The 22,599-nt window shown below is 53.5% G+C and carries 15 protein-coding genes and 7 pseudogenes; 11 read left to right on the forward strand and 11 right to left on the reverse strand.

The features are described from left to right. Nucleotides 1-81: 81 nt before the first annotated feature. Entirely contained in the window at nucleotides 82-1,122 is a 1,041-nt protein-coding gene (locus tag ACWWJF_RS23995) for an IS481 family transposase (protein WP_455868660.1), read from the reverse strand. 145 nt (nucleotides 1,123-1,267) lie between these two features. Between ACWWJF_RS23995 and ACWWJF_RS24000 the strand changes: the two genes are divergently transcribed. Next, nucleotides 1,268-2,436, forward strand: a protein-coding gene (locus ACWWJF_RS24000; protein ID WP_455868400.1) for an IS3 family transposase whose coding sequence is annotated in 2 segments (ribosomal slippage) — nucleotides 1,268-1,523 and nucleotides 1,523-2,436 — 1,170 coding nt in all. Because the reading frame shifts where the segments join, the coding sequence is not laid out codon by codon here. A 77-nt stretch (nucleotides 2,437-2,513) separates the two neighbouring features. On the opposite strand, the pseudogene hrpA reads toward ACWWJF_RS24000, so the two are convergent. Then, nucleotides 2,514-6,399, reverse strand: a pseudogene (gene hrpA / locus ACWWJF_RS24005) (ATP-dependent RNA helicase HrpA). 254 nt (nucleotides 6,400-6,653) lie between these two features. Between hrpA and ACWWJF_RS24010 the strand changes: the two are divergent. Further along, nucleotides 6,654-6,893: pseudogene (locus ACWWJF_RS24010) on the forward strand (NAD(P)H-dependent oxidoreductase); the annotation flags it as partial. A gap of 2 nt (nucleotides 6,894-6,895) precedes the next feature. Here ACWWJF_RS24010 and ACWWJF_RS24015 read toward each other — a convergent pair. Beyond that, entirely contained in the window at nucleotides 6,896-7,135 is a 240-nt protein-coding gene (locus ACWWJF_RS24015; protein WP_455868475.1) for a hypothetical protein, read from the reverse strand. A gap of 76 nt (nucleotides 7,136-7,211) precedes the next feature. On the opposite strand from ACWWJF_RS24015, the pseudogene ACWWJF_RS24020 reads away from it, so the two are divergent. The 4 pseudogenes from ACWWJF_RS24020 to ttcA all read left to right on the forward strand — a co-directional run. Further along, nucleotides 7,212-7,931: pseudogene (locus ACWWJF_RS24020) on the forward strand (IS5 family transposase); the annotation flags it as partial. Between the two features lie 258 nt (nucleotides 7,932-8,189). Continuing rightward, nucleotides 8,190-8,372: pseudogene (locus tag ACWWJF_RS24025) on the forward strand (tRNA 2-thiocytidine(32) synthetase TtcA); the annotation flags it as partial. A 67-nt stretch (nucleotides 8,373-8,439) separates the two neighbouring features. After that, nucleotides 8,440-9,648 (forward strand): annotated as a pseudogene (locus ACWWJF_RS24030) (IS256 family transposase). A gap of 31 nt (nucleotides 9,649-9,679) precedes the next feature. After that, a pseudogene (gene ttcA / locus ACWWJF_RS24035) lies at nucleotides 9,680-10,432 on the forward strand (tRNA 2-thiocytidine(32) synthetase TtcA); the annotation flags it as partial. 272 nt (nucleotides 10,433-10,704) lie between these two features. Here ttcA and zntB read toward each other — a convergent pair. After that, nucleotides 10,705-11,688 carry a zinc transporter ZntB gene (zntB, locus tag ACWWJF_RS24040; RefSeq protein ID WP_455871245.1) on the reverse strand — a complete coding sequence of 328 codons (984 nt, stop codon included), beginning with the start codon at nucleotides 11,686-11,688 and terminating at the stop codon, nucleotides 10,705-10,707. 154 nt (nucleotides 11,689-11,842) lie between these two features. On the opposite strand from zntB, the gene ACWWJF_RS24045 reads away from it, so the two are divergent. Further along, nucleotides 11,843-13,011, forward strand: a protein-coding gene (locus tag ACWWJF_RS24045; protein ID WP_455868400.1) for an IS3 family transposase whose coding sequence is annotated in 2 segments (ribosomal slippage) — nucleotides 11,843-12,098 and nucleotides 12,098-13,011 — 1,170 coding nt in all. Because the reading frame shifts where the segments join, the coding sequence is not laid out codon by codon here. Further along, entirely contained in the window at nucleotides 12,989-13,420 is a 432-nt protein-coding gene (gene uspF, locus ACWWJF_RS24050; protein ID WP_455870760.1) for a universal stress protein UspF, read from the forward strand. Before ACWWJF_RS24045 ends, uspF begins: the two co-directional genes overlap by 23 nt. Before the next feature lie 49 nt (nucleotides 13,421-13,469). Here uspF and ACWWJF_RS24055 read toward each other — a convergent pair whose 3' ends face one another. Beyond that, entirely contained in the window at nucleotides 13,470-15,119 is a 1,650-nt protein-coding gene (locus tag ACWWJF_RS24055) for a peptide ABC transporter substrate-binding protein (RefSeq protein WP_455870761.1), read from the reverse strand. Between the two features lie 199 nt (nucleotides 15,120-15,318). On the opposite strand from ACWWJF_RS24055, the gene mpaA reads away from it, so the two are divergent. Continuing rightward, on the forward strand, nucleotides 15,319-16,050 hold the full coding sequence (gene mpaA, locus ACWWJF_RS24060; protein ID WP_455870762.1) for a murein tripeptide amidase MpaA: 732 nt from the start codon (nucleotides 15,319-15,321) through the stop codon (nucleotides 16,048-16,050). 53 nt (nucleotides 16,051-16,103) lie between these two features. Further along, entirely contained in the window at nucleotides 16,104-16,607 is a 504-nt protein-coding gene (gene tpx / locus ACWWJF_RS24065) for a thiol peroxidase (protein WP_455871246.1), read from the forward strand. 48 nt (nucleotides 16,608-16,655) lie between these two features. Here tpx and tyrR read toward each other — a convergent pair whose 3' ends face one another. From tyrR to pspA, 6 genes are all read right to left on the reverse strand, one after another. Then, nucleotides 16,656-18,227, reverse strand: coding sequence for a transcriptional regulator TyrR (tyrR, locus tag ACWWJF_RS24070; protein WP_455870763.1), 1,572 nt, complete (start codon nucleotides 18,225-18,227; stop codon nucleotides 16,656-16,658). Between the two features lie 142 nt (nucleotides 18,228-18,369). Beyond that, nucleotides 18,370-19,428 (reverse strand): TIGR01620 family protein, encoded by a 1,059-nt coding sequence (locus tag ACWWJF_RS24075; protein WP_455870764.1) that lies wholly within the window; start codon nucleotides 19,426-19,428, stop codon nucleotides 18,370-18,372. After that, nucleotides 19,425-20,822, reverse strand: coding sequence for a YcjX family protein (locus ACWWJF_RS24080; RefSeq protein WP_455870765.1), 1,398 nt, complete (start codon nucleotides 20,820-20,822; stop codon nucleotides 19,425-19,427). The genes ACWWJF_RS24075 and ACWWJF_RS24080 overlap by 4 nt, the downstream gene beginning before the upstream one ends. Before the next feature lie 66 nt (nucleotides 20,823-20,888). Then, the gene (gene pspC, locus ACWWJF_RS24085; protein ID WP_455871247.1) at nucleotides 20,889-21,245 is read right to left on the reverse strand and encodes an envelope stress response membrane protein PspC; all 357 of its coding nucleotides are present in this window, start codon (nucleotides 21,243-21,245) and stop codon (nucleotides 20,889-20,891) included. A 23-nt stretch (nucleotides 21,246-21,268) separates the two neighbouring features. Further along, nucleotides 21,269-21,511: an envelope stress response membrane protein PspB gene (gene pspB, locus ACWWJF_RS24090; RefSeq protein ID WP_455870766.1), complete on the reverse strand. Its 243-nt coding sequence runs from the start codon at nucleotides 21,509-21,511 to the stop codon at nucleotides 21,269-21,271. A 58-nt stretch (nucleotides 21,512-21,569) separates the two neighbouring features. Further along, on the reverse strand, nucleotides 21,570-22,235 hold the full coding sequence (gene pspA, locus ACWWJF_RS24095; RefSeq protein WP_455870767.1) for a phage shock protein PspA: 666 nt from the start codon (nucleotides 22,233-22,235) through the stop codon (nucleotides 21,570-21,572). A gap of 243 nt (nucleotides 22,236-22,478) precedes the next feature. On the opposite strand from pspA, the pseudogene pspF reads away from it, so the two are divergent. Next, nucleotides 22,479-22,598, forward strand: a pseudogene (gene pspF / locus ACWWJF_RS24100) (phage shock protein operon transcriptional activator); the annotation flags it as partial. Nucleotide 22,599 lies beyond the last annotated feature (1 nt).

Below are 22,599 nucleotides of genomic sequence, written 5' to 3' on the forward strand. Positions count from 1 at the left end.
GTGGGTCAAGATCATTGATGAGGTGTATTAGCTCAGACCTGATCTGACAGTTACCGGTTATTTATACAGGTGTCTGTCAGATTAAATCTGGTTCAGATTTTTTTCTGCCCAGACTCGTTTACCATCAAGTAACGTGGCCATTGGCGTACGCCCGCAGCACATTTTACCCTGATGAGTTCGCTCATTATTGTAATGCCACAACCAGTTGTCCAGATCCTTTTGTAGACTTTCTAGGTCCTCGTATAACGTCTTACGGAACGCAACCTGATAAAAATCCTGCAAAATAGTTTTATGGAAGCGCTCGCAGATACCGTTTGTCTGCGGAGACATCGCTTTCGTTTTCGTATGGTCTATATCGTTGATAGCCAAGTACAGCTGATAGTCATGTTGTTCCACTTTACCGCAGTACTCCGTCCCCCTGTCCGTCAGTATTCTTAGCATTGGCAGCCCCTGAGCTTCGTAGAACGGCAGCACGCGATCATTGAGCAGGTCGGCGGCAGAGATCGGTGCTTTACTCGTGTAAAGCTTGCAGTGCGCCACTTTCGAGTACGTATCCACGAACGTCTGCTGGTAGATACGGCCAACACCTTTCAGATTACCCACGTAGAAGGTGTCCTGCGACCCCAGATAACCCGGGTGAGCAGTCTCTATTTCACCACAGGCTTCGTCGTCGTGCGCCTTCTTCTCCAGTGCAGCGATTTGAGCATCAGTAAGTACGATGCCTTCTCTGGCAACTTTTTCTTCAAGTGCCTTCAGGCGCTTACGAAAGTTTTCCAGATCGTGTCGTTGCCAGATGGAGCGCACACCGCTGCCAGAAATGAAGACGCCTTTTTTACGCAGCTCATTACTGGTCCGGTGCTGGCCATGAGCCGGGAACTCAATGGCGTAATCAACAACCGCACGTTCAGTGGCTTCATCAGCACGGTTTTTCAGGTTGGGAACCCGGCGGTTTTGGTTAACCAGAGCGTCAATGCCGCCTTCTGCCGCCAGTTCCTGATAGCGATAAAACGTGTCGCGTGACACACCCATGATTTTACAGGCTTTTGATACGTTACCGAGTTCTTCGGCGAGATTGAGCAGGCCGGCTTTGTGTTTGATGATGGGATTGTTAGTATGAAGCATGAGAGTTACTTCGTGTTTTGTATAAGGATTCGACACCCATATCAAAACCGGTAACTCTCAACCTTTCAAGGTCCAGTGTCAGATCAAGTCGCGACTAATACAGATGAGGTGAGCATATCACCTCATCAACACGACAGGTGACCTCATGGGTAAACATTTTACGGCGGAATTTAAGCTCGAAGCCGCAAAGCTGGTTGTCGACCACGGCTACACATACGTTAAGGCCGCAGAGGCGGTTAATGTCAGCCATTCTGCCATTAGTCGCTGGGTCAATAAGCTTCGCCTTGAACGACAGGGAAAAACGCCAACGGGACTTCCTCTTACCCCTGAACAGCTCGAGCTGCGTGAGATGAAGAAAAAAGTCCAATGCCTTGAAATGGAGAACGAAATCCTAAAAAAGGCTACGGCGCTCTTAATGTCGGACTCACTCAACGGTTCACGGTAGTCGACAGGCTGAGGGCGCGATACCCGGTCACGGCGTTGTGCCAAACTTTTGAGGTACATCGCAGCAGCTACAGGCACTGGCAGGCTTCCGCTAATGAACCCGACGGTGAGCGCGTGGTTAAGTGTAGTCGCGTCATGGAAGCCTGGAACGCCAGCGGCGGCTCTGCCGGCGCTCGAAGTATCGCGACCATCGTCACCGGCAGCTCTGGTGTCAAAATGGGGCGCTGGCTGGCTGGCAAGCTGATGAAGGAGCTGGGTATCGCCAGCTGCCAGCGACCGGCTCACAAATACAAACGCGGCGGCAATGAACACGTTGAAATACCGAACTATCTCAACCGCCAGTTCGCGGTTACCGCGCCGGATCAGGTCTGGTGCGGCGATGTGACCTACATCTGGACGGGCAAATGCTGGGCTTACCTTGCGGTGGTGCTAGACCTGTTCGCCCGCAAACCGGTGGGCTGGGCCATGTCGACGTCGCCGGACTCGGCGCTGACAGTTAAAGCGTTGCAGATGGCCTGGGAACTCCGGGGACAACCAACAGGAGTCATGTTCCACAGCGACCAGGGCAGCCACTATACCAGCCGTCAATACCGGCAAGCCCTGTGGCGCTGCCGGATAAAGCAGAGTATGAGTCGGCGGGGTAACTGCTGGGATAATGCGCCAATGGAGCGGTTCTTCCGCAGCCTGAAGACAGAATGGGTGCCGACAAAGGGTTACAACAGCTTCAGCGAAGCCCAGGACGCGATTATCCGCTACATCACGGGGTATTACAGCGCTATCCGGCCTCACTGGTATAACGGCGGCTTAACTCCAAACGAATCTGAGCGACTGTTCTACATACAGTCTAATGCGGTGGCCAATATTAGTTGACCACTACAGTACATAAAAAAGCAGGCGAACCGTTTCCGCTCCGCCCGCATTTTTGCTTCACAATACGCCGCCGACGCTTACAGCACAATCTGCTCCATGGCTTGCAGTACCCGTTTATCCGAAATGGGATAGGGTGTGCCCAACTGTTGGGCAAAATAGCTGACGCGTAGCTCTTCAATCATCCAGCGAATATTTTTCACATTGTCATCATCGCGCTGCGCTTCAGGCACCTTATGCCACAACTGCTGCCAGGCTTGCTGCACCTGCTCCACCTTCAGCATCTGCGCCCTGTCGCGGTGAACATCCTTTGCCAATTTCTCCAGCCGGCGCTCAATCGCCTGCAAATAGCGCAACACATCGGGCAGTCGCTGCCAGCCGACATCGGTGACAAAGCCTCGATAAACCAAGCCACTCAGTTGTGCTTTGATATCGCTTAACGCCAACGCCAGCGCCATATCGACCCGGCCCTTCAGACGTTTATTGATAGCGAAAACAGTGGTCAGGATCTGCTCCACCTGCTTGGCGATATCAACAACGGTTTCGTTCAGATCCGCGCGCACCTTTTCATGCAATTGCTGGAACGCGGCTTCCTCCCATACCACGCCCCCTGCTTGTGCCACCAGTTTATCAACGCCGCAGGCGATGCAGTCATCGATCAGATCCAGCACTTTTCCATAGGGGTTGAAATATAGCCCCAACTTGGCTTTATTCGGCAGCTTTTCATGCAGATATTTGATGGGGGACGGGATATTAAGCAAAAGCAAACGACGCAGGCCGTGGCGCATCGCGTGCTGCTGCTGTTCCGGCGTATCAAATACCCGGATTGCGACGCTTTCTTTCTCATCCACCAGCGCAGGGTAAGCCTTCACCGAGTAACCGCCGCGCTTCTGCTCATAGCGTTCCGGCAGGGTGCCAAAGCTCCAAATATGCAGTCCCTGTTGCTCCAGCCCATCATCGGCAACGGCAGATAAGGTCTGCTGCACTTTCTCTTTGAGCTGGGTTTTCAGCGCCGCCAGATCTTTGCCTTCGCGTAACGTATGATTTTTTTCATCGATTACGCGAAACGTCATTTTCAGATGATTGGGCACCTGTTCCCATTGCCACTCTTCACGCGGCACGGTCACACCAGTCATCAAGCGCAGTTCACGCTCCAGCGATTCCAGCAGTCCCCGTTCCAACGGCGTGGCACGCCCGAGAAATGCTTGTGCATAGTTAGGTGCCGGCACAAAATTGCGTCGTAACGGTTTGGGCAAGGACTTGATCAAGGCAATGATCAGGTCTTCACGCAGACCGGGAATTTGCCATTCAAACCCGTCCTCACGCACCTGATTGAGAATCGGAAGCGGAATATGCACCGTGACCCCATCCGCATCGGCACCGGGCTCAAACTGATAGGATAAACGCAGTTTAATCGCCCCCTGATGCCAGAAATTGGGGTAGTCAAAGGCACTGACCTTTTCCGCACCATCTTTGATTAACATGCTCTTTTCGAAGTTGAGCAGGTCTGTGTCTGCGCGGCTCGCGGCTTTCCACCAGTTATCAAAGTGACGGGCTGAGATAACCTCGTGCGGAATACGCTGATCGTAAAACGCAAACAGCGTGTCGTCATCGACCAGAATGTCGCGACGTCGCGATTTGTGCTCGAGATCTTCCACTTCCGCCAGCAGTTTGAGGTTGGAGCGGAAGAACGCGTGCCGCGTTTGCCAATCCCCTTCCACCAGCGCATGGCGGATAAACAGTTCACGCCCCAGTACCGGATCAATCGGGCTGTAGTTAACCTTACGCGCGGCCACAATCGGCAAGCCATACAGCGTGACTTTCTCCAACGCCATCACTACGCCCTGCGCTTTTTCCCAGTGCGGCTCGCTGTAGCTACGCTTAATCAGGTGCTGTGCAACCGGTTCAATCCACTCCGGTTCAAGTCGGGCCGCCATGCGTCCCCACAAGCGACTGGTTTCCACCAGTTCCGCTACCATTACCCATTTAGGCGGTTTTTTAAACAGTGCAGAACCGGGGAACAGCGCAAAGCGTGCATTGCGCGCACCGGTAAACTCCTGCTTTTCTACATCTTTCTGACCGATATGGGAAAGCATGCCGGTCAACAAGGCGCAGTGAACGCTGAGATAATCAGCCGGTTCGCTGTTAACCGGGATACCCAAGGTCTTCACCACCTGGCGCAGTTGGGTATAAATATCCTGCCACTCGCGCACGCCCAGGTAGCTCAAGTAGTCACTGCGGCACTGTTTACGGAACTGGCTTGAGGAGCGTGCCTGCTGCTGCTCACGCAGGTAGTTCCACAGGTTGACCAACGTGAGGAAATCGGAGGATTTATCGACAAATCGCCGATGTTTTTCATCGGACGCCTGCTTTTTGTCCAGTGGGCGTTCACGCGGATCCTGAATCGACAACGCGGCGGTTATCACCATCACTTCACGCACGCAGCGGGTTTTACTCGCCTCCAGCACCATGCGAGCCAGGCGTGGATCGATAGGCAACTGGGCCAACTGCCGTCCTGACGTCGTCAAGCGGTAGTGACCGTTCTCAGCGGTAGTGATCGCTCCCAACTCTTCCAGCAGACGCACACCGTCCTGAATGTTACGGTTATCCGGCGCTTCCACAAACGGAAACGCGGCGATATCGCCCAACCCAAGAGATGTCATCTGCAAAATGACCGAAGCCAGATTGGTGCGCAAGATTTCCGGGTCGGTAAATTCAGGACGCGACAAGAAATCGGGTTCCGAATAGAGCCGAATACAAACCCCGGCAGCCACGCGGCCACAGCGCCCTTTACGCTGATTGGCAGACGCCTGCGAAATGGCTTCGATTGGCAAGCGCTGAACCTTGGTGCGGTAGCTGTAGCGACTGATGCGCGCCGTACCAGGGTCAATCACATAACGAATACCGGGCACCGTGAGTGAGGTTTCCGCCACGTTGGTGGCCAGCACAATACGCCGCCCGGCATGGGATTGGAAAACACGGTTCTGTTCCTGATTGGATAAGCGCGCATAAAGCGGCACCACCTCAGTGTGCGACAAGTCCAACTTGTTGAGCGCATCGGCGGTATCTCGAATCTCCCGCTCGCCGCTCATAAACACCAGAATATCCCCCGGCCCTTCGCGGCTCAGCTCATCAACGGCATCGAAAATCGCCTGTAATTGATCGCGAGCGCTGTCATCAGCCTCTTCAACCACCGGACGATAGCGTACTTCCACCGGGTAGGTACGCCCTGACACTTCCACGATCGGGGCATTGCCGAAATGGCGCGAAAAGCGCTCAGGATCAATGGTTGCTGACGTGATAATGACCTTGAGGTCGGGGCGTTTTGGCAACAGTTGGCGCAAGTAGCCCAATATGAAATCGATATTCAGGCTACGTTCATGTGCCTCATCGATAATGATGGTGTCATACTGCATCAATAACCGATCTTGCTGAATCTCCGCCAGCAAGATACCGTCGGTCATCAGCTTCACCAGTGAAGTTTCCCCCACCTGATCGTTGAAACGCACTTTATAACCGACGCAGCCGCCCAGCTGTGTGTCTAATTCGGCCGCAATGCGATCGGCCACGGCACGTGCAGCCAGACGACGCGGCTGGGTATGACCAATCATGCCTCTGACACCGCGCCCCAATTCCAGGCAGATCTTCGGCAACTGGGTGGTTTTGCCTGAGCCGGTTTCACCAGCAACGATCACTACCTGATTATCGCGCACCGCGCGCAAAATCTCGTCACGCTTCTGACTTACCGGCAGCGAGGGCGGGTAGTTGATGGCCGGACAACTGGCCCGACGCTGCGCAACGCGCGTTTGCGCCGCAGCGATCTCTACACTGAGTTCCTGCGCAATAGCGGCTTGCGCCTGTGGGTTACGCACTTTCGCCCCCCTGTAAACGGCGTTGGAGGCGCAACCTGTCGCGCAACATGAGCTCATCCAACTGAGATGACAATGGTGTAAGGGGTGATGTCACAATCCTGTTCCTCAAACGTATATCGCGCAAACGCTACGCAGGCTACCTCTGTGCCTGCGTTTTATCATTCGGCGGGCATGCTATCACATGCCGGCGCGGGTGTTATCACCGTGCCTTTTTTATCTTGTTCAATAAAATCGAACAATGCCCTCGAAATATTGCACTTTCAACCTGTTGGTACACTGCATAAGATGCTAGTCATCCGGGGGCAGTGACAAGACGTACCCCATCCAAACGAGAAAAGGAATGACACAATGAGCAAAGTACTAGTTCTGAAATCCAGCATTCTGGCAGGGTATTCCCAGTCAAACCAACTGGCGGATCACTTCGTCGCCGAATGGCAAGCCGCGCATCCGAACGATACTCTGACCGTGCGTGACCTTGCAGCCAACCCGATTCCGGTGCTGGATGGTGAACTGGTAGGAGCACTGCGTCCTTCCGATGCGCTGCTGACAACGCGTCAACAAGAAGCACTGGCACTGTCTGATACCCTGAATTAGCTCGAATAGCTTGGGCAATAACGACACGAAATACCGTGTTTGAACAGTAATGCTGGTCTAACAGTCAGCAATTTAACGAAGTTACCCATCTGGTTTTGCGAAGACTGATTATTGATGACATGAACGGCCTGACGGCCTGATATAAAACCAAAAAATGAAAATGGCTCAATGAAGCCGATGGCCTTTTTAGGAATATCAGGTGCGAAACTCATCGTGGCGCGGGCATCCTTGGCCATAAAGACGCCGGATAGATTTAAGCAAGCCCACCATTAATCAAAGATCAGTGTTGCAAAAATGGGGGTGAAAATAGATTCATTGAGGGCTTTACAGGGTTTTGTTGACTCGATTTTTAAACTGATTAAATTGTCGCTGCATTGTCCAGACTATTCGCTGCTCAGCAAGCGAGCAAAGACAGTGAACATCAGCATAAAAACGCCAACCCGTGGTGAAATCTCACATCTGGTCATTGATGGAACCGGCCTGAAGGTCTTTGGCGAAGGCGAATGGAAAGTCCGGCAGCATGGTGCCGACAGACGCAGGGTGTGGCGTAAGCTGCATCTGGCAGTAGACAGTGCGACGCATGAGATTATCTGTGCGGATTTGTCGCTCAGTGGTACGACTGATGCCCAGGCTCTACCGGCACTGATAAACCAGACCCACCGGAAAATCAGAGAGGCATCGGCTGACGGCGCTTACGATACAGGTTACTGCCATGATGCTCTGCTGAGGAAGAAAATAAGGCCGCTTATCCCGCCGCGAAGGGGGGCGCAATATTGGCCGGACCACTACCACGAGCGTAACCACGCTGTTGCAAATCAGCGCCTGAGCGGCAGCAACGATACCTGGAAAAAGAAAGTGGGCTATCACCGACGCTCAGTGGCTGAAACGGCCATGTTCCGGTTCAAAACGCTTCTGGGTGGTCATCTAAGTCTGCGTGACTACGATGTTCAGGTGGGTGAAGCCATGGCGATGGTCAAAGCGCTTAACCGGATCACGCTATTAGGAATGCCGAACAGTATTCGCATCACGTAACAATCGACCTGGAGCACAGTCGTTACAAGTTCTGATTTATTCAACAAAGCCGTAACTTTCTGCAAGAGCCAACCCCCCTGGTTTATCACTACACAGATGGGGCATGAAAATGCACAATAGGTGTATGAATTCTACGGCAAACGGATAGAAGACCTGAACACAGATCGGGTTGGACTGCCGAGTAAAAGGCCTTCCCCGTGAATCAATTTGTCCTGTGGTGCCCTTGAAGGGTATGAAAATGAAATTAAATGCAATAAAATCAACAAATTAAAAAAACAGCAATACAACCTCAACAAACTGCAAAAGCGTTTACCCCGCAACGTGGGTGAAGCGATCGCTGACTTCAATATGATTGAAGAGGTTGACCCCATTATGGTGTGCCTCTCCGGCGGTAAAGACAGTTACACGCTGCTGGAAATACTGCGTAATCTGCAACGATCCTGTACATAAATTTGTGTAATTGCCTGATTTTGATATGTTCAATCCAACATCAAAAACAGGTTAATTTATGGACGAAAAACAGTTGCAGGCTCTGGCTAACGAACTGGCCAAAAAACTCAAAACCCCTGACGATCTCAGCCAATTTGATCGCCTGCTGAAGAAAATCAGCGTTGAGGCTGCTCTCAACGCCGAAATGTTCCACCATCTGGGCTACGATAAAAATCAGCCCAAACCGGGGGCCAACTCCCGCAACGGCTATTCCACAAACACCGTGACCACCGGCGATGGCCCTCTGGAACTACGTACTCCGCGCGATCGTGATGGCTCCTTCGAACCACAACTGGTGAAGAAAAACCAGACCCGGATCACCGGGATGGATAACCAAATCCTGTCCCTGTACGCCAGAGGGATGACCACCCGCGAGATAGCGTATGCGTTCAAAGAGCTGTATGACGCGGATGTCTCACCGGCGCTGGTCTCGAAGGTCACCGACGCCGTGATGGAACAAGTTACTGAATGGCAAAATCGTCCACTGGATGCAGTCTATCCCATTTTTTACCTTGACTGTATCATCCTGAAGGTCCGGCAGGACAGTCGCGTCATCAATAAATCCGTGTTCCTGGTACTGGGTATCAACATCGAGGGCCAGAAAGAACTGCTGGGTATGTGACTGGCCGAAAACGAGGGCGCGAAGTTCTGGCTCAATGTGCTGACAGAACTAAAAAACCGCGGCCTGAACGATATCCTCATCGCCTGTGTCGACGGTCTGAAAGGCTTCCCGGACGCCATCAACGCGGTGTATCCGGAAGCCCGCATCCAGCGGTGCACCGTGCACATGGTACGCAACAGCCTGAGGTTCGTCTTTTGGAAGGACTACAAAGCCGTCACACGCGACCTGAAAGCCATCTATCAGGCCGCTACGGAAGAAGCAGGCCAGCAGGCGCTGGAAGCATTCGCCAGCGCATGGGACAGCCGCTATCCACAGATAAGCCGGAGCTGGCAGACGAACTGGAGCAATCTGGCAACGTTCTTCGCTTACCCGGCAGATATCCGCAAAGTCATCGACACAACCAACGCCATCGAGTCGCTGAACAGTGTGATCCGGCATGCGATTAAAAAACGCAAGGTGTTCCCGACTGACGACGCAGTGAAAAAGGTGGTGTGGCTGGCAATCCAGTCGGCCTCACAGAAATGGACGATGCCACTGCGGGACTGGCGTATGGCAATGAGCCGTTTTATTATCGAGTTCGGTGACCGCCTGGACGGTCACTACTGAGAAAGGCATTTACACAGAATCATGTACAGGGTCTCTGCAACAGAGCGCCCCCGTGAATTTTTCACTGGTGGCCGTCAATCTCGACCAGAAACAGCCGGGTTTTCCTGAGCACGTTTTGCCACAGTATCTGGACAGCCTGGGCGTTGAATACAAGATTGTCGAAGAGAACACCTACGGCATTGTGAAGGAAAAAATCCCTGAGGGGAAAACCACCTGCTCGCTCTGTTCGCGACTGCGTCGCGGTATTCTCTACCGCACGGCTACCGAGCTGGGAGCCACCAAAATTGCGCTCGGTCACCACCGTGACGATATGCTGCAAACGCTGTTTCTCAACATATTCTACGGTGGCAAGCTAAAAGGGATGCCGCCGAAGCTGATGAGTGACGACGGTAAACACGTAGTGATCCGCCCGCTGGCCTACTGTCGTGAAAAAGATATCGAACGTTTTGCCGACGCGCGCGCGTTCCCAATTATCCCCTGCAACCTGTGCGGATCGCAGCCTAATCTGCAACGTCAGGTAATCAAAGACATGCTGCGCGATTGGGATAAACGCCATCCCGGCCGTATTGAGACCATGTTCACGGCCATGCAAAACGTCGTGCCCTCCCATTTGGCCGATCATCACCTATTCGATTTCAAGGGAATCCAGCACGGCAGTGAAGTGATTGACGGTGGCGATTTAGCGTTCGATCGTGAAACGCTTCCGCTCCAACCAATCGGTTGGCACCCCGAAGACGACGCCGTTGCCGAACCTGAGCGCCTTAACGTTATCGAAATCAAATAATGCCAGGGCACTACGGTGCCCAGCTGATATTCAGGCAAAAAAAATGCCGACATAAACGTCGGCATGGTGTGAATCAATTGTGCTATGCAGTAATTCAAAAAAGGAAGTAAGACAATATGGAGCGCAACGCCCATCGCTTGACATTGCATTCACCTGCGGGAGTGATAGTGCCGTAACTGAGTGCATGAAATATTGATATTTCTCAATATATTCAATTTTTTGAAGACACTCAACATATTGTGATAGCAAGCGCAGTAACCCGTTGGAAAATTTCATAGCCATTTACTGCGCTTTAACCACAGGGCAACGCCCCCCACCAAGACGAGCAACATAACGCAGAAGGTGATAAATCCCATGGATGAGCCACCGCCTGGGATCCCGCCCAGATTGACGCCAAACAGCCCGGTCAAGAAAGTAGTAGGCAAAAATATCATGGCCAACACAGACATGCTGTAGATGCGTCGATTCAGCGCTTCTGTCATCTGCGAGGTAATTTCATCAGCCAGTACGGAGGTGCGGGCTACGCTGGCGTCCAGATCGTCCAATCCGCGCCCAAGACGTTCAGCAATCTCCTGCATCCTGCGGCGATCGTCATCGCCCATCCAGGCCAAGCGTTCGCACGAAAGGCGGGAAAAAACATCGCGCTGAGGTGTCATGTAGCGTCGTAGCACAATCAGTTGCTTGCGGATCAATGCCAGTGTACCGCGCGCCGGAATCTTCTGCTCCAGCAGATCGTCTTCCAGATCGATGATTTTTTCGTGCAGATCGTCGATAAATTCACTGGTTTGGTCCGTCAGTGCTTCCGCCACGGAAACCAGCCAGCTACCGCTGTCAGTCGGGCCGTTGCCCTCTTGCAAATCAGTCAGCACATCATTGATGGCGGCAATTTTACGACGGCGCGTTGAGATAATCAGTGTATCGGTGATAAAGACCCGCAAGGCCACCAAATGATCAGGGCGTGAATCAGCATTGAGATTGATGCTGCGCAGGGTGATGAGCGTCCCTTCCCCCAAGCGCGTAACCCGTGGACGCGCACTTTCTCCCGCCAACAAGTTACGAATACCGTCAGGCAGCAGCGGCGTTTCATTCAGCCAGCGTGCACTGCCAGGCTGGCTGTAATCCAAATGCAGCCAGCAAGGATTGACGCTATCGACCATGCCGTCGGCCGAAATCGGTTTGATGCCACCCTTCCCATCCAACTGGCAGGCATGAACCGCCTCTGAATCCTGCAATACTTTTCCTTCAAACGGTTTCATGTTTTTCTCTCCCACGGCCATTACGCTACCCAATCACAATGACGGTCATACCGTAATGATTTTACAACAGCTAAAGCCTAGTGTAGTGGCACACTGATACTGGCCACCTGAGCGGAGGTGATATGCTCACCTCATCAACACGACAGGTGACCTCATGGGTAAACATTTTACGGCGGAATTTAAGCTCGAAGCCGCAAAGCTGGTTGTCGACCACGGCTACACATACGTTAAGGCCGCAGAGGCGGTTAATGTCAGCCATTCTGCCATTAGTCGCTGGGTCAATAAGCTTCGCCTTGAACGACAGGGAAAAACGCCAACGGGACTTCCTCTTACCCCTGAACAGCTCGAGCTGCGTGAGATGAAGAAAAAAGTCCAATGCCTTGAAATGGAGAACGAAATCCTAAAAAAGGCTACGGCGCTCTTAATGTCGGACTCACTCAACGGTTCACGGTAGTCGACAGGCTGAGGGCGCGATACCCGGTCACGGCGTTGTGCCAAACTTTTGAGGTACATCGCAGCAGCTACAGGCACTGGCAGGCTTCCGCTAATGAACCCGACGGTGAGCGCGTGGTTAAGTGTAGTCGCGTCATGGAAGCCTGGAACGCCAGCGGCGGCTCTGCCGGCGCTCGAAGTATCGCGACCATCGTCACCGGCAGCTCTGGTGTCAAAATGGGGCGCTGGCTGGCTGGCAAGCTGATGAAGGAGCTGGGTATCGCCAGCTGCCAGCGACCGGCTCACAAATACAAACGCGGCGGCAATGAACACGTTGAAATACCGAACTATCTCAACCGCCAGTTCGCGGTTACCGCGCCGGATCAGGTCTGGTGCGGCGATGTGACCTACATCTGGACGGGCAAATGCTGGGCTTACCTTGCGGTGGTGCTAGACCTGTTCGCCCGCAAACCGGTGGGCTGGGCCATGTCGACGTCGCCGGACTCGGCGCTGACAGTTAAAGCGTTGCAGATGGCCTGGGAACTCCGGGGACAACCAACAGGAGTCATGTTCCACAGCGACCAGGGCAGCCACTATACCAGCCGTCAATACCGGCAAGCCCTGTGGCGCTGCCGGATAAAGCAGAGTATGAGTCGGCGGGGTAACTGCTGGGATAATGCGCCAATGGAGCGGTTCTTCCGCAGCCTGAAGACAGAATGGGTGCCGACAAAGGGTTACAACAGCTTCAGCGAAGCCCAGGACGCGATTATCCGCTACATCACGGGGTATTACAGCGCTATCCGGCCTCACTGGTATAACGGCGGCTTAACTCCAAACGAATCTGAGCGACTGTTCTACATACAGTCTAATGCGGTGGCCAATATTAGTTGACCACTACACTGAAAATGAATTAACGCAACGCGTTGTTGCGCACGTAGAAGCGTTGGCGAAGCTACATGACACCTACGTGCACTTTCTTACCGTGATCCCTTCATACCCCTATTACACCACCCTTGGTGTTACCTATCCTGCCGGGCTGCCCGATATAGAGGAGATGAAACGCAACACCAGCGCGGCATTTACCGAGGTCATCAAGCGTTTTAACCTGCCGGAAGACAGGATTATGCCGCACATCATGACCTGCACGCCCAAGGAGCAAATCCTGAAGCTTGCTGACTCACTTGATGCTGACCTCATCATCATAGTCTCCCACCGCCCCAGCGCCACTACCTTTTTACTGGGCTCCAACGCGGCCGCCGTGGTGCGACACGCCACCTGTTCGGTGCTTGTCGTTCGCTAGCCGTAGTCAGCCCGCGCAAAACGGGCTGCCTAATCGCTAACAGTAACAATCAGTGCTTCAAGATATAGAGGGTATGGCTGTAAGTCACATTTTCGGGATTGGTGATCGGGTAACCTTTTACCCAGGGTTTGATCAAGCGTCCATTGGTGTATTGATAGATAGGGGCGATAGGCGCAGCATCCAGCAGCAGATTTTCGGCCTGGTTATACAGCGCGTTGCGCGCCGTCGCATCGGTTTTCATGCTGGCATCGTTGACCACGCGATCGTAATCCGCACTCTGAAAACGCGCAATATTTCCACTGTGCGTTAAGGTCAGTAATGACAGAAACGTCGAGGCTTCATTGTAATCGCCTACCCAGGATGCGCGGATCACATCAAAATCACCGCTGTTACGGCTATTGATATAGGTCTGCCACTCCTGATTAGTCAACTTCACGTTGACGCCTAGCTTTTGCTTCCACATTGAGGCGATGGCGATAGCAATTTTCTGATGGTTTTCCTCCGTGTTATACAACAGCGAGAGCGTCAGCGGACGATCGGGCCCATACCCCGCCGCGGCCATCAGCGCTTTGGCCTGCATATCCAACTCTTCCTGCGAGTAGTGCTGTAGCTGGTTAGGCTCCGGCGTAAACCCGGCTGTCACATCAGGCGTGAAGCGGTAGGCCGGTTTTTCTCCGGTGCCCAGCACCTTTTCGGCAATGATTTTGCGGTCTATCGCGTAGGAGAGCGCCCGGCGTACGCGTGCATCATTGGTCGGGGCACGGTGGGTGTTGAAGGCGTAGTAGTAGGTTCCCAACTGCTCCGGCGTGTACACCTGTCCCGGCACATCCCTGAGTAGCTTCTGGTACATCTGTTTGGGGAAAGATTCGGTGATATCGATATCCCCTGCCAGATAGCGCTTAGTGGCGTTGGATTCCTGATTGATTGGCACAAAGGTCACTTTGGTCAAACGGGTGTTAGCTCTATCCCAGTAGTAAGGGTTAGGTGTCAGCACCAGCTTTTCATTGACCACGCGCTCTTTTAACACGAAAGCGCCGTTACCCACCAAATTCCCCGGTTTAGTCCAGTCGTTGCCAAATTGCTCAACGGTTTTCTGGTGCACCGGAAAAAGACTGAAATGGCCGACAAGGTTGATAAAATAAGGTACCGGCTTATTCAACTGCACGCCTAGCGTATGCGCATCCACCGCCGTTACACCCAGTTGATCTGGCGTCTGAGTCCCGGCAATGATCTGCTCAGCATTCACGATCCCCGCCAGACGAGCAAACCAGGCAAACGGCGAGGAGTTGGCGGGATCAACCAGACGCCGCCAACTGTAGACAAAATCCTGTGCGGTCACTGGATCGCCATTCGACCAGCGCGCATCATCGCGAAGCGTAAATAGAAAGGTTCGGTTGTCATTGGTTTGCCAGCGCAATGCAACGCCGGGGATCGCCCGTCCTTGTGCGTCCTGATTCAGCAGCCCTTCGAACAGATCGCGCGACACCTGCGCCTCGGGCAAGCCGACCGCTTTAATCGGGTCCAGAGAAACGGGTTCATCCTTGATATGGCGGACAATTTCCTGTTTATCCGCCAATACGGCATCGGCAGGCACGTTGGCTGCCACGGCACTGCCCGTTATCGTGCCCAAAATGACCGCCAGCAGGCTCCTTGATAGGCCCCGTTTCAGCCCTGTATTATTATGGTATTGCATAGCCATTCACCTCATCCATCATCAGGTTACGGTATCAGTCACAGTGTATTGCAACCATGCATAGCGGGAAATGGGCTATGTCGCCTTATTGCATTGGCGCTCTGTGTGTATCAATGCGAAACGGGGCACGAATAAGGCTTTTTTCATCGCACCTTTTATGATGAAGTACTCGGATGAATGACCACAATGAGGCTTTGGCATCATCATGACGAGCACGTGTTTGCTGACACCACGCCGCCAGCGTGGACCTCTTAAGGTATCCGGTGAACGCTATGGTTTATCCGCGTTGGGCGCACCGTTACTCTACTTTCCAGCCGAGCACACCAGTAGCGACACCGGCCTGATTCTCGCAGGCACGCACGGAGATGAAGCCGCGTCAATATCCGTTCTCTCCTGCGCCCTGCGAACGTTGCTCCCTGGACAACGCCATCAGCATCTGGTGCTATGCGTCAATCCGGATGGCTGCCAGCTTGGTCTGCGCGCCAACGCCAATGGCGTTGATTTGAAACGTAATTTTCCCACCGCCAACTGGCAGGAAGCCGATATGGTCTATCGCTGGAACAGCGCCACGCCTGAACGCGACGTGCAGCTTTCCGCCGGCGCGTATCCCGACTCAGAGCCTGAAACCCAGGCATTGTGCTCGCTGATTGAACGTCTCGATCCAGCCTGGATTGTCACCTTCCACGAGCCACTTGCCTGCGTTGACGATCCGGACCGTTCTTCGCTGGCAGGATGGCTTTCACAGGCTTTCTCATTGCCACAGGTCGAGCATATTGGTTACCCCACGCCGGGTTCTTTTGGCAGTTGGTGCGCAGAGCGTCAGTTGCCGTGCATCACCTTAGAGCTGCCGGCGGTTTCTGCCGACGACGCCAGCGAACGCTACCTGTCCCCGTGTGTTACCTTGTTGCAACAAAAGTTTTTATATCAATGTTGCTAATGTTGCCCTACACTGATGTCCGTGTTAACCACCTGTAATTGAAGGACAAAGAAATGTCAAAAAATGTGCATTTTCAAGGCAATCCTGTCGCTGTAGCCGGAAACTTTCCAGAGAAAGGCGCTAAAGCTCCCGCCTTCACACTGGTTGCCAAGGACCTTTCCGATGTCGCGCTGACCCAGTTCGCAGGTAAGCGTAAAATCCTGAATATCTTCCCAAGTATTGATACGGGTGTCTGCGCCGCTTCCGTGCGCAAATTTAACCAATTGGCTTCTGAGCTGGATAACACCGTGGTGCTCTGTATCTCCGCCGATCTGCCGTTTGCACAATCGCGTTTCTGCGGTGCAGAAGATCTGAACAACGTGGTGGTACTCTCTTTGCTGCGCGGTGCGGAATTCAAGGATAATTACGGTGTTGCTATCGCCGCTGGCCCGCTGCACGGACTGACTGCGCGCGCTGTGGTGGTATTGGATGAGCAAGACAACGTGTTGTACAGCGAGTTGGTGAACGAGATCACCACCGAACCTGATTATGATGCCGCGCTGGCTGCACTGAAATAAGTCTCAACAGATAAAAAAACGGCTGCCTCGGCAGCCGTTTTTGTTAGATTATTCCTCCGCCTCATCTGCGGTTTTACGCTGGCTCAATCCGTATTCACGCAGTTTGTTGGCGATGGCAGTATGGGAAACACCCAGACGTTTTGCCAGTTTACGCGTGCTGGGATAAGCCTGATAAAGGCGGGTCAGCACTGAACGTTCAAAGCGCTTGCTGATATCGTCCAGTGATCCCTCAAGCAAGTCATCGTTCTGTACAGTATCAAGGGTGAACGAAGGCAGATCGATATCCTGCACGCGCAGTTCGCGCCCTTCCAACTGAGTCAACGCACGATAAACAGTGTTTTTCAACTGACGCACATTACCCGGCCATCCGTACTGCGGCAGCAGATGATACAGCTCCGGCGCAATGCGGGGTCTGGCAATACCTTGCTCATCGGCAAAACGCGCCACGAACAGTTCGGTAAGCGCCATGATATCCGCCGGACGTTCGCGCAGCGGCGGCAAGGCAAGCATCAACACGTTAAGCCGGTAATAGAGATCTTCACGAAACTCACCGCGCTGCACCAGTTCCAGCAGGTTTTTTTGCGTGGCGCAAATCACCCGGACATCAACGTGCACCTCGTGCTCTTCCCCAACCCGACGAAAGGTGCCGTCATTAAGAAAACGCAGCAGCTTGGTCTGCATCTGCGGCGACATTTCGCCCACCTGATCCAGCAATGCAGAACCGCCGTTGGCCTGTTCAAAGAAGCCTTTTTTGCCTTCCAGCGCATTGGGATAAGCTCCAGGTGCGTGGCCGTACAGTTCACTTTCCATCACATCGTCAGGCAGTGATGCGCAATTGAGCGCCAGGAAAGGCTTTTTGCCGCGAGAACTGCGCAGATGGCACGCACGGGCCAGCATATCTTTACCGGTGCCAGTATCACCCACGATCAGCAACGGCGCATCAAGCATGGCCAGCTTTTTACCTTGCTCAACCACCTGACGCATTTTGGGGCTGACGGCGACGATATGATTAAATTCATTCTCATCGTTAACCGCCAGATCTTGTAACTGGCGGCCCATACGCACTGCCGATTTCAGCATGACCAGCGCGCCTGCAATCACGCTTTCGCCCGCGTCATTATCCAAATACACCGGGGTGATTTTCAACAGGAAATCTTGCCCGCGAATCACCACACGCTCCGCTTCCAGCCGGCGATCATCGCGCTCCAGCCAGCGTGTGAAGTTGTAATTGGGGATCAACTGGTTAATGGTGACCGCGCTGATGCTGTCAGCCGATTGTTCGAACAGCGCCAACATCGCCGGATTGAACAATTCAATATTGCCTTTCAGATCGAGGGAGAAAACCGGCTCGGGCATCGATTCCAAAACGGCATTCATCGCGCGCTGCTCTCGCTCGGAAGGCATGAACGCCACGGTGCGCACATCGCGCACGCTTTCGATACGTCGAATCTCCGCCATCAGTACACGGAAATCGTCAAATCCAAGCGTGGCAAAATTAAGGTAAATCCGTCCGGCGGGGTCAATTTCAATACCCCGCAAATCAATAGCGCGCGAGGCCAGTAAATCTAACAAATCGCGCGTCAGGCCAATTCGATCTTCACAAAAGACTTCCAGACGCATTAACAGCTACCTTCTTCCAGGGGAATGGATATCTCCGGCATCATACCGCGTCCCATCCCACGGATGAAGCTACCAGTCAGCAAAAGTTGACAGGTGGCAACATCTTTTTTCCCGTTGGCGGTATTTCGAGCGTTCGTGGGCGTTACGGCGGCGTTGGTGTGGTTTTTTTCTGTACCACGGCCTTGATTTGCCCGACCAATTCACGCCGGAAATCCCCAAGCTGCGGCTTGTCGTCGAGCCAGGGCAATGGACGACAGAGTTCCATCGCTTTAATGCCCAGTCGTGCGGTCAGCAAACCCGCACCAATTCCCTGTGCAGCGCGGGCCGAAAGGCGCGCTGCCAGATCCTGCGACATCCAGTCCATGCCGATTTCACGCACCATCTCTGAAGCACCGGCGAAAGCGATATTCAGCAACACCAATTTAAACAGGCGAATGCGACTAAAATAGCCCAGATCAATACCGTAAAGCGCGGCGATACGATTGATCAGACGCAAATTGCGCCAGGCAATGAAAGCCATGTCCACCAGTGCCAGCGGACTGACCGCAATCATCAGCGTGGATTCAGCGGCCGAACTGCTGATCTCACGGCAGGCGCGGTTATCCAGCACCGGTTGCACCAGATTGGCGTAAAGTACCAGCACTTCTTTATCGTTGTGTGTTTCATGCAGCGAGGCACGCCAACGCTGGAGTGCGGGATGCCCATCATCCAACCCGGCCTGCTGCGCCAGCTTTTCACAAAAATCGCGCCCCGACCCAATACCGTGACTGCCGAGCAACTCTCGGGCTTTATCGCGCGCTTCGGCACGGGCACGCAAACGGTACAAACGCCGCCACTCGGCAATCAGGGAGCCTGCACCGGCAGCCACTATCATACCGCCCGCGGCCAACCCACCCAGCGCAATCCACTGCTGTTCCAGCCAGGCGGCATGTACCGATTGGATGCCCTGCGCAACCGCGCTGGCCCCGAATAAGGTGATACCTGCTATCACCAGCTTGCACCACAGGCTGCGGCGTGGTCGCAATGCCGCTTCAACGGCGGCTTCCGCCTTGCCCTCGCTGCTCAATTCTGCTTCGGGGACCGTTGGGGAGAAATGGCGCGACGCATCATCATCAAAGGCGACGGTGCTGCGTAACGTGGGTGCGGTTGCCGAGGGAGACTCATCATCAAAGGTGATTCGTGGCTTTAGCGGTTCACTCATCGCAATTTATCCCCCAATAAAAATTCCATGACGCTGTCCAGCCGAATGTGCGGCAGCGGCGTATCAACGTTCATCGCTTGAGGTCGAAAATCTTCAAAATGGAAGCCCTGTTGCTGCCAAAAGGCGGCACCGGGCAAACGCGCGGGCACTTCACCGGGATAAAGCGTCAGCGGTTCACCGTCGCTAAGACGATGTCCGCGCAACGCGGGCAGGTTCTGTCCGTGATATTCCACGATACCACTTTGGGTTGACTGCACGGACGCAATGCCCGCGCAATCCATAGTGATGCCCTCAAACGCCGCATTCTGCCAGGCTTCCTGTACCAGTTGCTGCAATAGCGACACCAGATTCGCATGCTGATCCGCCGTGATATGGTCCGCTTTACTGGCTGCAAACATCAGTTTATCGATGCACGCCGAAAATAAACGGCGCAACAAGGTGCGTTTGCCATAATGGAAACTTTGCATCAATTGCGTGAGCGCCAGACGCATATCAGTAAAAGCGTGTAGCCCGCGGTTGAGCGGTTGCAAGCAATCCACCAGCACAATCTGGCGGTCGAAACGTGAAAAGTAGTGTTTATAAAAACCTTTGACTACGGTTTGACAATAATAGTCATAGCGACGGCGCAGCATGCCGAGCGTGCTTTTTTCATCCGCCTGCGCCAGAGCGACGTCTCCCAGTTGTTGCGCCTGCGGCCACGGGAAAAATTGCAGAACCGGCGCACCAGCCAATTCACCCGGCAGCACAAAGCGCCCCGGCTGAATAAAATGCAGCCCTTCCTGCTTGCAGCGCAGCAGGTAATCGGTGTAGCGCTGCGCAATCTCCGCCAGAAGATTTTCATCAGCGGGGGCCAGCGGATCGAGCTTATCGCACAAATCTAACCACGGCTTGGCCCACAGGGCGCGCTCACCTTGCAGCAACCCGAGCATTTGCCGCGACCAGGCGAGGTAATTTTGCTCCAGCAATGGCAGATCCAGCAGCCATTCTCCGGGATAATCGACAATCTCCAGATAGAGCGTCGAGGTATCCTTAAAGTGGCGCAGCAGCGAATCGTTGGAGCGATAACGTAGCGCCAGACAGATTTCACTGACGCCGCGTGTCGGCGCAGGCCACTGCGGCGGATCGCCAAACAGCGACATCATGCCTTCGTCATAACCGAAGCGCGGCACCGCCAGATTTCGCTGAGGAACCCGTTTTGCGCCAAGCAATCGCCCTTCCCGCACCGCGGAAAAAAGCGGCAACTGCGCGCCGTTATGCACGTTGAGCAGTTGATTGACAAAACCGGTGATAAATGCGGTCTTACCGCTGCGGCTCAGCCCGGTAACGGCTAACCGCAGTTGGCGATCGACACTGCGATTAACCAGGGCTTCAAATTCATGCTGTAAATGATGCAAAGGTTGCTTTAGGGGCAATCCCACTCCTTGTTCTATACCTCATGATTCATACGCCAGTAGATGACATCACAGTTGACGAAAACGGCTTTGTACCGCAAAGGTCTCCGAGGTGACATAGCGCTCCATGTCACGCAAACGCGCTTCACTGTCACGCAATACCGCATCTGCCTCGCTCAGTGTTTGACTTGGGCGCACGGCATCATCATCATGCTCATAAGTGCCCGCCGGCGCCGGATCGAGGACAAAGGTCAGCACGATATACGCCACCAGCGTAAAGAAAAACAGTCCAAAGAACAGCGACAGCACCACAATGATACGCAGCAGTTTTACCGGCACATCCAGATAGCGCGCCAGCCCGGCGCACACGCCTTTGATCATACCCTCTTGCGGTAACCGGTACAGCTTGCGGCCGCGCGAATTCATCATCGCGTTCAATTTTCCTTTTATCATGATTGCCTCCAGTGGGGATGTTCTGCATCCAGAATCTCTTCCAATGCCTGGATCCGCTCGCGCATCTGTTTCGCTTCTTGAGACAGCGTGGTCAAACGCTGGAGATCGCTTTGCCCCCAGGATGCCGCCCCTTGTGCCGCACCACGTTGCTTGCGCTGACTGTAGTGCAGCCAAAGCCATATCGGGGCCACGAACAACATGAAAATCGTCAATGGGATGGCAAGAAACAAAGCGCTCATTATATCTCCTTGATAGGCGTGTTAGTGTGGTGCGAGCGGCCCAACAGGCTGGCCGCCATCAGGCTTCCGGTTTGATTTTTGCTTTTAACGCAGCCAACTGAGCGCTGATTTCATCATCAGCCTGCAACTCGGCAAATTGCTGATCCAGCGATATCTGCTTACCGAAACCGGCGCTCTCTGCTTCCGCCTCCATCGAATCGATGCGGCGTTCGAATTGTTCGAAACGGGCCATCGCTTCATCCAGTTTACCGCTATCGAGTTGACGGCGCACATCGCGAGAGGAAGAAGCTGCCTGATGACGCAGCGAAAGCGCCTGCTGGCGGGCACGGGTTTCCGTGAGTTTGTTTTCCAACTCACCAATTTCGCGTTTCATGCGCGTCAGCGTTTCGTCCACATTTTCTGCTTCACGAGTCAGCACCGCAATCACGTCGGCCAGTTTCTGTTTTTCAAGCAGTGCCGCACGCGCCAGATCGTCTTTGTCTTTACGCAACGCCAGTTCGGCTTTTTCCTGCCATTGTCCCTGTTGGGATTCAGCCTGCTCGACACGACGCGCAATCTGTTTTTTCTCCGCCAGCGCCCGCGCCGAGGTGGAGCGTACTTCTACCAGTGTGTCTTCCATTTCCTGGATCATCAAGCGCACCAGCTTTTGCGGATCTTCCGCTTTGTCCAGTAACGAATTGATGTTCGCGTTCACGATATCGGCAAAACGAGAAAAAATACCCATTACAGTGTCCTCTTGGTCATATCACAGTGCGCATGCACTGGGTGGTGATGTTGATTCGTCATGCTTGATGCCGACCAACCTTAGCGTTCCCCCTTGCTATTACAAGATGCATGCCAACATAGCGATAAATTTATCCAACTGAAATTATTGATTATTATTTTTTTGACAAATGAGCATCATCGGATAGATTAGTTAAATACGCAAACAGTTAGCAAAATTAACCGCAATAAAAGGTGATATCTGATGGAAAAAAGTCAGGAGAATCTCCTGGGTGAAGCCAACAGCTTTGTTGAAATGCTGGAGCAAGTTTCACAATTGGCGCAGCTTACCAAACCGGTGCTGGTGTTAGGCGAACGCGGTACTG

It is taken from the genome of Symbiopectobacterium sp. Eva_TO, from assembly GCF_053848865.1.